The 13,983-nt window shown below is 34.4% G+C and carries 15 protein-coding genes; 2 read left to right on the top strand and 13 right to left on the bottom strand.

Annotated features, from left to right (window positions below; all coding sequences use genetic code 11):
* Positions 1 to 154: 154 nt before the first annotated feature.
* On the bottom strand, positions 155 to 934 hold the full coding sequence (locus BW936_RS18075; RefSeq protein WP_076551025.1) for a zinc ribbon domain-containing protein: 780 nt from the start codon (positions 932 to 934) through the stop codon (positions 155 to 157).
* A 1-nt stretch (position 935) separates the two neighbouring features.
* Entirely contained in the window at positions 936 to 2,030 is a 1,095-nt protein-coding gene (locus BW936_RS18080; RefSeq protein ID WP_076551184.1) for a Nif3-like dinuclear metal center hexameric protein, read from the bottom strand.
* A gap of 50 nt (positions 2,031 to 2,080) precedes the next feature.
* Here BW936_RS18080 and lpxK point away from each other — a divergent pair, with 50 nt between their 5' ends.
* Positions 2,081 to 3,082 (top strand): tetraacyldisaccharide 4'-kinase, encoded by a 1,002-nt coding sequence (gene lpxK / locus BW936_RS18085; protein WP_076551028.1) that lies wholly within the window; start codon positions 2,081 to 2,083, stop codon positions 3,080 to 3,082.
* Here the strand turns inward: lpxK and BW936_RS20010 are convergent.
* The 10 genes from BW936_RS20010 to BW936_RS18130 form a co-directional block, all read right to left on the bottom strand.
* The gene (locus BW936_RS20010) at positions 3,063 to 3,389 is read right to left on the bottom strand and encodes a response regulator (RefSeq protein WP_244156270.1); all 327 of its coding nucleotides are present in this window, start codon (positions 3,387 to 3,389) and stop codon (positions 3,063 to 3,065) included. The genes lpxK and BW936_RS20010 overlap by 20 nt on opposite strands.
* Positions 3,379 to 5,283 (bottom strand): tetratricopeptide repeat-containing sensor histidine kinase, encoded by a 1,905-nt coding sequence (locus BW936_RS18090; protein ID WP_244156271.1) that lies wholly within the window; start codon positions 5,281 to 5,283, stop codon positions 3,379 to 3,381. Before BW936_RS18090 ends, BW936_RS20010 begins: the two co-directional genes overlap by 11 nt.
* On the bottom strand, positions 5,280 to 6,290 hold the full coding sequence (gene gap, locus BW936_RS18095; protein ID WP_076551031.1) for a type I glyceraldehyde-3-phosphate dehydrogenase: 1,011 nt from the start codon (positions 6,288 to 6,290) through the stop codon (positions 5,280 to 5,282). The genes BW936_RS18090 and gap overlap by 4 nt, the downstream gene beginning before the upstream one ends.
* A gap of 108 nt (positions 6,291 to 6,398) precedes the next feature.
* Complete coding sequence (gene lipA, locus BW936_RS18100) at positions 6,399 to 7,274, bottom strand: lipoyl synthase (RefSeq protein ID WP_076551034.1); 876 nt, start codon at positions 7,272 to 7,274, stop codon at positions 6,399 to 6,401.
* A 108-nt stretch (positions 7,275 to 7,382) separates the two neighbouring features.
* Complete coding sequence (locus BW936_RS18105) at positions 7,383 to 7,940, bottom strand: RNA polymerase sigma factor (RefSeq protein ID WP_076551036.1); 558 nt, start codon at positions 7,938 to 7,940, stop codon at positions 7,383 to 7,385.
* Positions 7,941 to 7,983: 43 nt separating this feature from the next.
* Positions 7,984 to 8,187, bottom strand: a complete 204-nt coding sequence (locus tag BW936_RS18110; RefSeq protein ID WP_076551039.1) for a membrane or secreted protein — start codon at positions 8,185 to 8,187, stop codon at positions 7,984 to 7,986.
* 74 nt (positions 8,188 to 8,261) lie between these two features.
* Positions 8,262 to 9,020 (bottom strand): anti-sigma factor domain-containing protein, encoded by a 759-nt coding sequence (locus BW936_RS18115; RefSeq protein ID WP_076551041.1) that lies wholly within the window; start codon positions 9,018 to 9,020, stop codon positions 8,262 to 8,264.
* Positions 9,017 to 9,580 carry an RNA polymerase sigma factor gene (locus BW936_RS18120; protein ID WP_076551043.1) on the bottom strand — a complete coding sequence of 188 codons (564 nt, stop codon included), beginning with the start codon at positions 9,578 to 9,580 and terminating at the stop codon, positions 9,017 to 9,019. The genes BW936_RS18115 and BW936_RS18120 overlap by 4 nt, the downstream gene beginning before the upstream one ends.
* Positions 9,581 to 9,783: 203 nt before the next feature.
* On the bottom strand, positions 9,784 to 10,800 hold the full coding sequence (gene murB / locus BW936_RS18125; RefSeq protein WP_076551045.1) for a UDP-N-acetylmuramate dehydrogenase: 1,017 nt from the start codon (positions 10,798 to 10,800) through the stop codon (positions 9,784 to 9,786).
* On the bottom strand, positions 10,800 to 11,990 hold the full coding sequence (locus BW936_RS18130; RefSeq protein ID WP_076551047.1) for a pyridoxal phosphate-dependent aminotransferase: 1,191 nt from the start codon (positions 11,988 to 11,990) through the stop codon (positions 10,800 to 10,802). The genes murB and BW936_RS18130 overlap by 1 nt, the downstream gene beginning before the upstream one ends.
* Before the next feature lie 281 nt (positions 11,991 to 12,271).
* Here BW936_RS18130 and BW936_RS18135 point away from each other — a divergent pair, with 281 nt between their 5' ends.
* Positions 12,272 to 13,477 carry an aspartyl protease family protein gene (locus tag BW936_RS18135; RefSeq protein WP_244156272.1) on the top strand — a complete coding sequence of 402 codons (1,206 nt, stop codon included), beginning with the start codon at positions 12,272 to 12,274 and terminating at the stop codon, positions 13,475 to 13,477.
* A gap of 57 nt (positions 13,478 to 13,534) precedes the next feature.
* Here BW936_RS18135 and BW936_RS18140 read toward each other — a convergent pair whose 3' ends face one another.
* The gene (locus BW936_RS18140; RefSeq protein WP_084182140.1) at positions 13,535 to 13,927 is read right to left on the bottom strand and encodes a DUF1573 domain-containing protein; all 393 of its coding nucleotides are present in this window, start codon (positions 13,925 to 13,927) and stop codon (positions 13,535 to 13,537) included.
* Positions 13,928 to 13,983 lie beyond the last annotated feature (56 nt).

Below are 13,983 nucleotides of genomic sequence, written 5' to 3' on the forward strand. Positions count from 1 at the left end.
TAGATTATAATCGCGTTGGGTACGCTTGTTTACCGTAATAATTGGATGTTTCATAAATAAGTCGATTTTGTGTCAACTTATTTCAGGACGGGACAGAAATACAAAAAAAGCCATCTTTTATAGATGGCTTTTTTAATATGTTGAATATTTGCTATTATAATTTAGCGAACATTTTTTGCATTTTTTCACTTTCCTCTTCAGCAAGAGTAGGGTCAACTAATATACGACCACTATGTTCATCAGTTATAATCTTCTTTCTTGAAGCAATTTCAACTTGAACTTGAGGTGGAATGGTAAAGAAAGAACCTCCAGAAGCACCTCTTTCAATAGGTACAACAGCTAGACCGTTCTTAACATTGTTACGAATACGTGCATAGGCCTTTACCAAACGCTCTTCAATTTTATCTTGAAATTTGATAGACTCTTCTAGCAATGCTTTTTCTTCTTTCTCAGTTTCAGCAAGAATAGCGTTCAATTCGCTTTTCTTATGCTTAAGGTGTGCTTCACGCTCAGATAAACGCTCTTTAGTTTCAGAAATAACAGATTTCTTCTGATCGATCTGAGCTTTGAATTCTTTGATGTTCTTTTCAGCTAATTGAATTTCCAACTCCTGGAACTCTAATTCTTTACTGATAGAATTAAATTCTCTACTGTTACGAACATTCTTTTGTTGTTCGCCGTATTTTTTAATTAAAGCCTTTGCTTCTTCAATAAGGTTCTTCTTAGCACCGATTTCGAAATTGATATTCTCTAAATCAGATTTAAGTTTATCCATTCTCGTTTTTAGGCCAAGGACTTCATCTTCCAAGTCTTCTACTTCTAAAGGAAGTTCACCACGAACATTCCTTATTTCATCAACCCTAGAATCAATTAATTGCAAATCATATAATGCTCTTAACTTTGCTTCTACAGACGAATCTTCTTTTTTTGCCATATTAAAAATAATTGATGGGATTTGTTATACTTTCCGATAAATGGATTGCAAAATTAGGAATTTTTTTTGTAAGATAATCAACTAAAAGGTTTTTTGTAAACTGCTCAGTTTCAAAGTGTCCTATATCTGCCAAAACTATTTGGTTTTCAGCCTCGTAAAATTGATGGTATTTAAGGTCTGCAGTAACAAAAACGTCTGCTCCGGCAGCTTTTGCCGCTCCAATAGCAAAAGATCCGCTACCTCCCAGTACAGCTACTTTTTTAATCGGTTTATTTAAAAAGTTGGAATGACGTACCAATTTGGCATTCATTTTAAGCTTTAAATAGTCCAAAAAATCGGTTTCATTAACTTCTTCGTTCAATTCACCTACCATGCCCATACCAATATGTTGGTTGGTATTTTCTATAGTTTGTATATCAAAAGCAACCTCTTCATAGGGGTGAGAAGACAGTAGGGCTTTAATAATGGCAGATTCTTCATTCTTGCCAAAAACAAATGTTAGCATCGTTTCATTTTCTGTGTGTAAAGTGCCAATGCTTCCTATTGTTGGGTTAGCATCTTCATTAGCCCTGTAAGTGCCATTACCGTCAACGGTGAAACTACAGTCAGAATAATTTCCTATGTTACCGGCGCCAGCTTTGAACACTGCATTTTTCACCTCTTCCAAATTAGCTTTAGGTATATAGGTAGTCAATTTCTTGATGGTGCCTTTTTGAGGTAGAAGTATTTTGGTGTTAGAAAGCCCTAGTACTTCACATATTTTTGCGTTTACACCTTCTTTTGCATTATCTAATGCGGTATGGTTAGCGTAGATGGCAATATTGTTTTTAATGGCTTTGATTACTACACGTTCTACATAATTTTTGCCCGTAATTTTTTTTAATCCTCCAAAAATAATAGGGTGAAAACTTACGATCATATTACACTTTTTAGCAATGGCTTCTTCTACCACATTCTCTAAAGTGTCTAAGGTAACTAGTACTCCGCTTACTTCATTAGAAGCATTGCCAACTAGTAAACCTACGTTGTCAAAATCCTCTGCATAGGTCAGTGGGGCAAATTCTTCTAGGATTTGGGTAATGTCTTTTACAGTCATTTTATAAGAAAATAAGATATTCAAAGATAAATTATTATAATTTCGTTCCGATGCAGGTATTACGAAAACTTCTTTTTCCCATTTCATTAAGCTACGGTTTTATCGTATTTCTTAGAAATCGCTTGTATGATTTGGGTATATTTTCTTCTAAATCATTCGCAACAAAAACTATTTGCGTAGGTAATTTAAGTGTGGGTGGTACAGGAAAGACACCAATGATCGAGCTGTTGGTGCGTGAACTTTCTGGGAAATATAAGGTGGCTATTTTAAGTAGGGGGTACAAAAGGAAATCAAATGGATTTTTGCTTTCAAATGAACAAACCAGTGTTGAAGACTTGGGTGATGAACCCTTTCAATTAAAGTCTAAATTTCCTGATATAACCGTTGCTGTTGATGCCGATAGAAGAAATGGGGTCACTCAACTTAGGCAAAAGATCAAACCAGATGTTATTTTATTAGATGATGCTTTTCAGCATAGAAAAGTAAAGCCAGGCTTATCTATTCTATTGACCTCATATGACAATTTATATGTGAATGATTGGTATTTACCAACGGGTAATTTAAGAGATTCTAAAAGAGAGGCGAGTAGGGCAAATGTGATAATAGTAACAAAGTGTCCGGTTAATTTAACATCATCGGAAAAGGACAAAATTAGGGCTAGTATGAACCCTAAGTCCCATCAAAAAGTATTGTTCAGCTATTTGTCTTATAATAAAGAGCTCAAAGGAACAGCGTTGTCTTTAGATGCCCTGAAAGGAAAAAAGGTGACATTGGTGACAGGTATTGCAAATCCTGTTCCCTTGGAAAAATTTTTGAGATTGGAAGGAATCAGTTTTGAACATTTAAAATATAAGGATCACCATTTTTTTACGGACCAAGAAATTGAATTTTTAAAAAGTAAAGATTGTATTCTTACTACAGAAAAGGATTACGTACGCTTAAAATCAAAGATAATAGGCTTACACTATATAGAAGTGAAACATGAATTTTTTGATAACAATGACGAACGTTTAAAAAACGAATTAGCGGAATTTATGATAACGACTTCTTAGCTTTCTTGTCAAAAATGTTCTCGCCTATTTTTTGATAAAACACATCTGGTTTAAATGGTTTGGTTACCACATCATTACAACCTGCGGCATAGAAACTCTCTAAACTATCATCTAAAGAAATAGCTGTTAAGGCAATTATAGGTGTGTCTTGATTGAATTTTCTGATTTGAACAGTGGCTTCTTCTCCACTAATACCTGGCATATGAATGTCCATAAGTATAGCATCATATACATTTTCTTGAGCAGCCGTAACTGCCTCATGACCGTTATTGGCAATATCACTGGTCATATTTCGCTTAGAAAGCATTTTTTTTGGTAATAACCTGGTTTATTTTGTTATCCTCAACAATTAGTAAATGTAGACCCGTAAAGTCATAGTCTTTAGGGGTAATTTCAAATGCTATATCTTCTGAGGTATTGTCAATACTCTTCATCTTAATCTCAAAGAAGAAAGCACTACCTTCATCTAAAGAACTCTCAAGTTCAATTTTACTATTAAATAAACTTAAGAGACTTTTTACAATGGTAAGACCTAAGCCAGTACCACCATATTCTCTGTTGATTTGAATGGAGCCTTGTTCAAAGCCTTCAAAAATACTTTTTTGCTTTTCTTTAGAAATACCTATACCATTATCCTTTACCTCAAAATAAATTGTAACCTCGTCTTGAACCTTATTTAATAATTTAACGATAACCTTTACATCGCCACCTTTGGTGAATTTGATAGAATTACCAATAAGGTTCATGAAAATTTGAGAGAGTTTTAAAGGGTCGCTCAAAAGATTGTTAGGTATTTCTGAATCGTATTCTAAAGTTAGGTTGGTTTTATTGGACTTGGCACTTTGTCCCAAAGAATTGATAACTTCATTAATGACCTTGTTAAGGTTGAACTCCATGTTTAGAGGTTCTAACTTGTTCGCATCAATTTTGTTGATGTGCAAAATGTCATTAATAAAATTCAAAAGGTAATCACCTGAGAACTTTAATGCCTTTAAATGTTCCTTTTGGTGCTCTTCTGGGTTTTCCTCTAGTAATAGATGAGTAAGTCCCGTAACCGCATATAAGGGAGTTCTAAGTTCATGGCTTACAGTAGAAAGAAAGTTTGTTTTTGCTTCCATGGCTTGTACGGCACCGTCTCTAGCAATTTGTAGCTCTTTATTTTTAGTCTGTAAAAGATCGTTTGTTTTTAATTTTATCTGGTTATTTCTATATAAGGTAACGGCTAATAATGAGATAATGATTAAAAACGCAGAGGTTAATATAGCGGTAAGTTCAGACCTGTTTTGAGATTCCGTAAGTTCTTCTATTTTCTTTTCTTGGCGTGCAATTTCTTCAGTCTTATAATCATCTCTGATTTTATCTGCAGTCTTAGCTTCAATTATATTTTTGTCAATATTAAAAATTGAATCTTTTAGTTGTACTAAATTTTGTGTGTTTACGAGCGATTTCTGGTAAAGGCCTAGTCTCTCATATACTGATGATAATAGCGTATTGGCATTTTTAATGTCTTCTAAAAATCCGTTATCAAGAGCCAGGTTTAGAGCGTTTTCGCCATTTTTTGCGGCTTCGGATAAATTATCGATTTTTAAATTTAAAGCAGCAAGTGTTAGGTATGCTTGCGTGGTAAGGTATTCTTTTTCGTAAAGATCAGTATTTACAATAAGGGAGTTTAAATTTTTCGTAGCACTGTCATATTTCTCTAAACTCAAATATACTTTAGCTTCTATCAATAACAAATTGTTATAAAAGTTACGATCGTTATTAAGCTGTTTGGCTTCGTTGAGCATGAACAATGCTTGGAAATTTCTGTTACTTCTATGTAACAGGATGGCCTCTATATATTTGTGCATGCCATCTCCATAAGGGTAAGCAATATCTTTTAATAGCACACTTGCACGATCCCAATAAAATTCAGTATCACCTTCTTTATCAATTTTTAAATATACTAGCGCAAGTTCATGTAGACTATCTATTAGACCTTTGATATCTTCATTTTTCTCAGCTTCATTTGCGGCTGTATTTAGTGTTTCAAGGGCAAGGTCAATTTTATCTTGATTCTTAAAAATTCTTGCTTGATCAAAATAAGGTTGTATATCGTTTTTTGGAACTAGATTTTGTGAGTATAAAGCAGTCGTAGTCGCCAAAATAATTAAGGGGACTGCTAAGATTTTTAGGGCTTTATTTAAAAATAAAATCTTCAAATATAATTTTTAATACTAATAAAGTTAATCAAATCTATGATCCTATTGCTATAGCCGGTTTCGTTATCGTACCAGCCAATAATCTTAACCATTTTGCCGATGACAGAGGTCATTAAAGAATCAAACGTACAAGAGTAACAACTATTGTTTATATCTATAGAAACTATAGGGTCACTTGTGTAATGTACTATATTTTTAAATTGGTTTTTAGACGCTTTTTCAAAAGTAGAATTTATTTCTTCAATACTTGTAGCTCTTTTTACATTAAGAGTAATATCTGTTAATGACCCATTTGGGACAGGTACTCTAATGCCACACCCTCCTATGGTATCTGCTAGTTCGGGAAATATTTTGGTCAAGGCCTTAGCTGCACCTGTGGTTGTAGGTACAATAGATTGTGATGCCGCACGAGCTCTTCTTAAATCTCTATGGGGTTGGTCATGTAAACTTTGATCGGTTGTGTAAGAGTGAATGGTTGTGATATAGGCCTGTTCAATACCGCACAAATCATTGATTATCTTTATCATTGGTGCGGCATTGTTTGTAGTACAAGATGCATTTGATATGATGTCATCAGACTTTGTCAACGTATTTTCGTTGATCCCAAAGACAATCATTTTAATGTCATCTTCAGTTGGAGGTACGGACAAAATAACTTTCTTGGCGCCATTTTTAATATGAAAAGATAAGGTTTCCCTATCCTTGAATTTACCGGTGCATTCTACAACTACATCAACAGCAGAATTGGACCAGTTTATTTTAGAAGGATGAGTTTCATTATATAGAACAATAGCATTATCATTAACGATGATATGTTTTTGGTCATGTGTAATGTTGAGTGGCGAAGTACCATGAATACTATCATATTTTAATAAATGGGATAGTGTGCGGGTATCTGCTAAATCATTAATTGCAACCACATTTAGATTTTCATGTGTTTGCATAAGGCGAAATAGGGTTCTGCCTATTCTTCCAAAACCATTAATGCCTATGTTCAGTTTATGCATTGGTTATTGCTGGATGTGTTTTGTTAATACTCATAGTCTCAATAAAATGAGAACTATATATATGCTTTAGAAAAGTTGCTAAAAAACTAAAAGTATAGACTTTGAGCTTTATAGAATATGCTTGTGTGCTTTATAGGAAGATCTCACCAAAGCCCCGCTTTCAACATGTCTAAAGCCCATTTCAAGACCTATGTCTTCATACTTCTTAAATTGTTCAGGAGTAATAAACTCCTTAACAGGAAGATGTTTTTTAGACGGCTGTAAGTACTGACCTATAGTAACCACATCAACATCTGCGTTACGTAAATCTGCCAATGTAGTAATTACTTCATCTTCATGTTCGCCAAGACCTAGCATAATGCCTGATTTGGTTCTGTTGATTCCTTGTTTTTTCAAGTAGTTGAGCGCTTCAAGGCTACGTTCGTATTTAGCTTGTATACGTACCTCTCTAGTAAGTCTTTTAACGGTTTCCATGTTGTGGGAAACCACTTCTGGAGAAACAGCTACAATTCTATCTAAATGCTTTTCTATACCTTGAAAATCAGGAATTAAAGTTTCTAAAGTTGTGGTCGGGTTCATTCTACGGATAGCCTTAACGGTTTCTGCCCAAATTATTGAGCCCATATCTTTAAGGTCATCTCGATCTACAGAAGTAATAACCGCATGCTTAATGCCCATTATTTTTATAGATCTAGCTACTTTTTCAGGTTCTGCCCAATCAACATTCTCTGGTCTACCAGTTTTAACTCCGCAGAAACCGCATGACCTGGTACAAACATTACCTAGGATCATAAAAGTTGCGGTACCTTCTCCCCAACATTCACCCATATTTGGGCAGCTACCACTGGTACAAATAGTATGTAGGTCATACTTATCTACCAAACTTCTTAACTGGGTGTACTTTTTACCCGTAGGTAGTTTTACCCTAAGCCATTTCGGTTTTCCTTTTGGTGGAGCAACATTTTCTTTTAAAACTGTAGACATGCTTTAAATTTTAAGGCAAATATACGAACTTATAAAGTGGGGATAAAGCAGAATTTCCCGCTACACAAATGAGTTCTAGATAATGAGAAATTTATTTTTAGCTGTGGTTTACTTTCTCTCTTTAATAATTTCTGAGAGTAGTTTTTTAGCTCTTAGAAGTTTTACTTTGACGCTGTTTATAGGTTCGTTTAATTGCGCGGCAATATCGGCATAGCTTAACTCGTTAAAATACCTAAGGTTGATAACGGCTTGGTAATGAGGCTTTAGTTTTTTAATATCTCTAAGTAAATCTGCTAAATTCTGTTCTTGAATTAACTGATCTTCCATAGAAGGTGTAGCGTCTAATGCACTTGTTATGGCATCAGAATTACTTCTGGTGTCTAATAAGCTCCTTTTTCGCTTTCGAACTAAATCTATATGTATATTTTTAGAAATGGCTATTAACCAAGTTTTAAATACGTATGAATCGTTATAGGTATTTATTTTATCAAAGGCTTTTGAAAATGCTTGAATGGTGATGTCTTCAGAATCATTCTCATTTTCGGTACGCTTTAATTGAAATCCGTAAACATCGTTCCAAAACATATCTAGCAAACGGCTAAAGGCAATTTGTTTGCCTTGCTTTGCTTTGATAATGGTTTCTTCTAAAGTATCTATGTTGTTCAAATATTGATTTTGGTAAGCGTATGTTACTAAAAATGAAGTAAGCTTATTCTGAGATTAAATCTTTCTTACAATCTTGTTCACTGGGCATTTTACCACACATACCACATGCTTGTCCGTCTTGGTTTAAAAAAGGACTTTGGCTTGCACAGGTTCCTGCAAACTCTCCATCTTTTTTAGACCATATTTTAATTGCAATACCTGCAAAAGCCAATGCTAACAACCCAATGGTCAGTAATACTAGTTTCATATGCTAAATTTTAAACAAAGATAAAAAATAAAGCCCCAAAAATGGGGCTTTAAGAATACTTTATGTGTGAAAGCTTAGTACGCTATGTTCGCAACTATATTTTCTACATTAGGGGCGTGGTTACCACCTTTTTGTTCTATGGTAATATAACCAACGGCATTTTCGGCATAAGGTAAGGCCAACAGCTTTTGTTGATCACCGGCTTCTTCTATAATGCCTAGATTGATCATTTTACCGTTAACCTCTGCCCACATTTGAAAACACTGGCTTTCTGGGATATGAGGTAATTTACTTACGTTAATATATGATAACTTCTTAACCGGGTTTATATAAGCAACAGCTTTCAAGTCCTTTGCTTTTTTATTTCCCTTAACATTATATTTTTTTGTTTGAGGATTATTTAGAACGATGAACTGATTGCGTACATCTTCTAACTGCTCTTTCATGTTTTCTTCAAGCAATTTTATTTTATTGCTAACAACACTGTTTTCTTCTTGTAAACTTTGATTTTGGTTCCAGAAAAAAGTAGAGATACCAATGAACATAATAGCGGTAATACTAGCAGCAATAGCATAGCTATAAAACCTTTTTCTACCCTTTCGTTCAGCTTTTATTCTAGAATTGATTTTATCTTTTAATCCTTGTGGTGCTTCAATAGCGTGAAGTTTAGCGAAGATTTCAAGATTATCCTGTAATTCACTATACGTTTCCCTAACCTCTGGGTACATAGCAATATAACGCTCTACCTGAAGGCTTTCTAGCTCGGTAGTTGTTCCCAAAAGATACTTTTCTAATAGATCGGAATCGAGGAAAATTTTTATTTTGTCTTTCATAATACAATATTTAATATTATGGTAATTAAGGCAGGGCCATAGATTTTGCCTAATTCGCGTAAACCTATCTTTAATCTAGACTTAATGGTTCCTAAAGGGATGTCCAACTCATCACTAGCTTCTTGTTGGGTCATACCTTGAAAGAAAAGAGCTTCTAAGACAATTTGGTATTTCTCTTCAATTTTGTCTAGATGTTCTCTCACATCCATTAACTCTGGCCTTGTACTTTCAACACCTAAAGTATATACGTCAGAAACGTCTATTTGGATTTCTTTATCAGATTTTGTGTTGACACTTCTTAATTTGTCAATAGCGGTATTACGTGTAATTCTAAACAACCAAGTAAATAGCTTTGCTTTTTTAGGATCGTATGAATCTGCTTTTTTCCAAATTTTAACAAAAGATTCTTGAACCACATCTTGAGCTAGATCTGGATCACGCACCACCTTATTTGCTACACCTAATAAGGTGTCGGCATAATTATCGTACAAGAGAGAAATTGCTTTTTCGTTTCTTTCTTGTAGTAATTCAACAATATGATTTTCTAATAGAGTGCTCATAATTTAAAAGATGTACATATTTTTTTTAAAATGGACATCCAAATGCTAACATTGAACCGTATATGTTTAAACGCTAAATTATAAAATTGATTGTTAAGGATGCGTTTTCTAAAAATATATATTGAATAAGTGGTCGGCTGGTAACTGCCCACTTTGTTTTGGTTGGTTTGGTTTGGTAATAGCCCCTGTAATTTTTACAGGGGCTATTTTATTAAATTAACCTCTGGACTTATCTCAATATTGAACTTTGTTTTCACTGCATCTATAATGTTTGCTGCTAAGTCTAGTATATCTTTTCCAGTTGCTGTATCATAATTTACAAGTACTAAGGCTTGATTTTTATGAACCCCGGCATCACCAAAACGTTTTCCTTTAAATCCGCATTGCTCAATTAGCCAGCCAGCAGGTATTTTATAATAGTCATCTGATACTTTGTAAAAGGGAGCATTTGGATTTTTTATTACAAATTTTTCAAATATTTCTTTTTCAACTATTGGGTTTTTAAAGAAGCTACCGCTATTGCCAAGAACTTTTGGATCAGGCAATTTGCTTTGTCGTATGGCAATAACTGCATTAGAAATATCCTTAATAGTGGGGTTTGAAATTGCTTCTTTCTCTAATTGTTGTTCAATGGCGCCATAACCAGAATTAATTTTATGTTCTTTTTTGGTAAGCGAAAAGGTAACGGAAGTAATTACAAATTGATCTTTACCTTCATTTTTAAAAAATGAATCTCGGTAACCGAATTTGCACTCTTCTTTAGTTAAAGTAACTAATTCTTGATCTGCTACTCTAACAGCTTCACAGCTAACAAAGCAATCTTTCAGTTCTACACCGTATGCACCAATATTTTGTATGGGCGCAGTACCTGTATTGCCAGGAATTAAAGACATGTTCTCTAATCCTCCAAAATTATGGTCAAGAGCCCACATGACCATATCATGCCAATTTTCGCCAGCCATCACCTTTACTTGTACGCTATCGGCAGATTCTGATACAATTTTCTTTCCCTTTAAATCAACGTGAATAAACAGGGCTTCAATATTATCTGAAAGCAACATATTGCTTCCTCCACCAATAATTATCTTTCGGTCATAGTCTTGGTTGGCCAGAATATCTTGTAATTCTTCAATAGACCTAACTTCAACAAAGAATCTTGCTGTAGCATCAATACCAAAAGTATTGTAATTTTTTAGGGAAAAATGTTCATGTACGATCATTAGCCCTTGTAACTTTTAAGCGCTTCTTTTAGTATGAGTACAGCTCTTTTTAAACTTTCTTGATCAAGAACATAAGCAATCCTTATTTGGTTTTTCCCTAATCCTTCAGTAGCATAAAATCCTGCGGCAGGGGCTACCATGACAGTTTCATTGTCTAAATTAAAATCTTCTAACAGCCATTGCGCAAAATGATCGGCATCTTTAATAGGTAGTTCCGCTATACAATAAAATGCGCCTTGAGGTTTAGCAATTTTAATACCTTCAATTTGTTCTAACTCCGCAATTAGTATATTCCTTCTTGCAACGTATTCCTCCTTTACTTTTGCAAAATAACTATCAGGCGTATCTAAAGCCGCTTCGGTTGCAATCTGTGCATAGGTAGGTGGTGATAATCTTGCTTGAGCAAATTTCATTGCTGTGGCCATAAACTCCTTGTTCTTAGAGACCAAATAGCCTATGCGTGCACCACACATGCTATATCTTTTAGAAACCGAATCAATGACAATGGCATGTTCTTCTAATCCCTCTTCCTTTAAGATAGAGGTATGGGTCTTATCGTCATAAGTAAACTCTCTATATACTTCATCGGCAACTAAAAAAATGTTGTGCTTTTTTACTAAAACCGCTAATTTTTGAATTTCTTCTTTACTATATAGATATCCAGTTGGGTTACCAGGGTTGCATATTAAAATAGCTTTAGTTCTAGACGTAATTAATTTTTCGAATTCCTCGATCGGAGGTAGGGCAAAGTTATCTTCGAGCTTAGCAACTACAGGAACAACAGTTACGCCACAAGCCGTCGCAAAACCATTGTAATTGGCATAAAACGGTTCTGGTATAATGATTTCATCATTTGTATCTGCAATAGTATTCATTGTAAAAGACAATGCTTCAGAGCCACCAGTGGTTACAATGATATCTGTAGCACTTACTTGTATATCGTTTTTAATGTAATACTTCGCAATTTTAGTTCTAAAGGTCTCTGAACCTTCGGTGCGGCTGTATTCCAATACATTAAGATTGTTATTTTTTACAGCATCTAAAGCTTGTTGAGGAGTCTTAATATCTGGTTGGCCAATGTTTAAATGAATGACGTTAACACCTCTCTTTTTTGCATTTTCAGAGAACGGAACTAACTTTCTTATAGGTGATTGAGGCATAGTAAGCCCCTTGTTTGAAACAGATGGCATATAAATTGAATTTTTCACAAAAGTGATAAATGATTATGGTACTTACAAAGTAATTGGGGTTTTATTTGTTTTTTACCTGTAATGTTAAAATTGAGTGTTGTAACAAATTATTGTGTACCTTAAAAAGGGTTAACTAATTCATAAAGATTATGTTACAGAAATACACTGTGCTATCAATACTTCTATTCTGTTATTTTTCTTTTTCAGGAATTGCCCAAACGTACCAATTACCTGCCGGAAAAAAATTTGACAAAATCAAGTTTCAGTTAATAAACAATCTTATGATAATACCCATTGATGTTAATGGAACGGAGTTATCTTTTGTGTTAGATTCTGGTGTTGGTACACCAATATTATTCAATTTAGCGGATCAAGATTCTATTCAATTAAATAATGTTACGGAAATTACAATTAATGGGTTAGGGGAAGGGGACCCTATTAATGCATTAAAATCTACCGGAAATTTTGTTCGGTTAGGTAGTGTCAAGAATACTTCTCAGAACATTTATGTAGTGATGGATGCGGGTATTAACTTCTCACCAAGCCTTGGTGTACCTGTTCATGGTATTATAGGTTATGACTTATTTAGAGATTTTGTTGTTGATATTAACTATATAAAGCAATCTATAAAATTTCATGATCCAGAACGTTATAAATACAAAAAATCTAAGAAGACTAGGGTGGTAGATATATCGGTTATTAAAAAGAAGGCTTATTTAGATGCTTTTGTGATGCTTAATAAAACCGAAGAGATACCTGTGAAATTATTAATGGATACCGGTAGTAGCGATGCTGTTTGGTTATTTGAAGATGAAAGAATTCAATTACCGGAAAAGCACTATCAAGATTTTTTAGGAAAGGGCTTGGCAGGTGATATTTTTGGGAAGCGGGCTAAAATTAGTCATCTGAAGATTTCAGATTTTGTATTGAGTGATGCAAAGGTTGCTTTCCCTGATATGGAGACTTTTAATACGATATCAGATTTTGGTGCCAGAAACGGTAGCTTGGGTGGTGAGGTGATAAAACGTTTTAATGTGGTGTTTGATTATAAAAATGAGAAATTAATAATGAGCAAGAATGCCAATTTCAGTAAAATGTTTCAGTATAATATTAGCGGTATTGACTTACAGCATGCAGGTATGCGTTATGTTTCTGAACGAATAACCAATTCTAACGGGGTAGTACATAGCAATGCTAAAACTTACGGTAATGTGCAGATGATTCTACAAGGGGCTACAAGGTTAAGTTTGGTGCCAGAGATTATTGTTTCCGGAATACGGCAGGGGAGTCCGGCGCATTCGGCAGGGCTCAGGGAGGGTGATGTCATTTTGGCAGTGAACGGTAAACGCATTCATCGCTATAAACTACAGGAAATCATGCAAATGCTTAATTTAAAAAAAGATAAAAAAATCAAGGTTTTGGTAGAGAGGTATGATAGCGATCTGCTCTTTAGCTTTGTATTAAAACCATTATTTGATGAACAATAACAGGAATAAAAAAAGCCCAACTTTTCAGTTGGGCTTTTTTTATTCTAAAGAAATCTCTTATTTGGTGCCGGTAGATGCTTTAACTTCTCCTTTGATTTTTAAAACCTTTGTAGGAGTGTCAGCGTTAGAAATAACCGTAATTGCTTTGCGGATAGGACCAACTCTATTGGTATCATATTTTACTTGAATTTCACCTTTCTTACCAGGTAAAATTGGATCTTCTGGCTTTTTTGGAATGGTACAACCACAACTAGAGCTTACCTTGCTTACAATAAGCGGCGCTGTTCCTGTGTTCGTGAATTCAAAAACTCTTACTCCGTTGGATCCTTTAGCGACTTCACCATAATCAACGGTTTCAGATTTAAATTCTATTTTGGCAGCAGCATCTTGTGCGGTCAAGCTAAATCCTAGTAAGCCTACAAATAATACAAGTACTATTTTTTTCATCATTTTTAATTTTGGGTGGAAATCAAAATTAAATCTTTTCAGATCAACCTCAAAATCCT

Source organism: Maribacter ulvicola, assembly GCF_900155985.1.
Classification (GTDB): domain Bacteria; phylum Bacteroidota; class Bacteroidia; order Flavobacteriales; family Flavobacteriaceae; genus Maribacter; species Maribacter ulvicola.

Coding starts and splice junctions, on each gene's coding strand:
- BW936_RS20010 (WP_244156270.1), bottom strand. CDS start 3,389: ATGCTTTCTAAGCGAAATATGACCAGTGATATTGCCAATAACGGTCAT.
- BW936_RS18130 (WP_076551047.1), bottom strand. CDS start 11,990: ATGCCATCTGTTTCAAACAAGGGGCTTACTATGCCTCAATCACCTATA.
- BW936_RS18135 (WP_244156272.1), top strand. CDS start 12,272: ATGATAATACCCATTGATGTTAATGGAACGGAGTTATCTTTTGTGTTA.
- BW936_RS18080 (WP_076551184.1), bottom strand. CDS start 2,030: ATGACTGTAAAAGACATTACCCAAATCCTAGAAGAATTTGCCCCACTG.
- murB (WP_076551045.1), bottom strand. CDS start 10,800: ATGATCGTACATGAACATTTTTCCCTAAAAAATTACAATACTTTTGGT.
- BW936_RS18110 (WP_076551039.1), bottom strand. CDS start 8,187: ATGAAACTAGTATTACTGACCATTGGGTTGTTAGCATTGGCTTTTGCA.
- BW936_RS18120 (WP_076551043.1), bottom strand. CDS start 9,580: ATGAGCACTCTATTAGAAAATCATATTGTTGAATTACTACAAGAAAGA.
- BW936_RS18140 (WP_084182140.1), bottom strand. CDS start 13,927: ATGATGAAAAAAATAGTACTTGTATTATTTGTAGGCTTACTAGGATTT.
- BW936_RS18075 (WP_076551025.1), bottom strand. CDS start 934: ATGGCAAAAAAAGAAGATTCGTCTGTAGAAGCAAAGTTAAGAGCATTA.
- BW936_RS18115 (WP_076551041.1), bottom strand. CDS start 9,020: ATGAAAGACAAAATAAAAATTTTCCTCGATTCCGATCTATTAGAAAAG.
- lpxK (WP_076551028.1), top strand. CDS start 2,081: ATGCAGGTATTACGAAAACTTCTTTTTCCCATTTCATTAAGCTACGGT.
- gap (WP_076551031.1), bottom strand. CDS start 6,290: ATGCATAAACTGAACATAGGCATTAATGGTTTTGGAAGAATAGGCAGA.
- lipA (WP_076551034.1), bottom strand. CDS start 7,274: ATGTCTACAGTTTTAAAAGAAAATGTTGCTCCACCAAAAGGAAAACCG.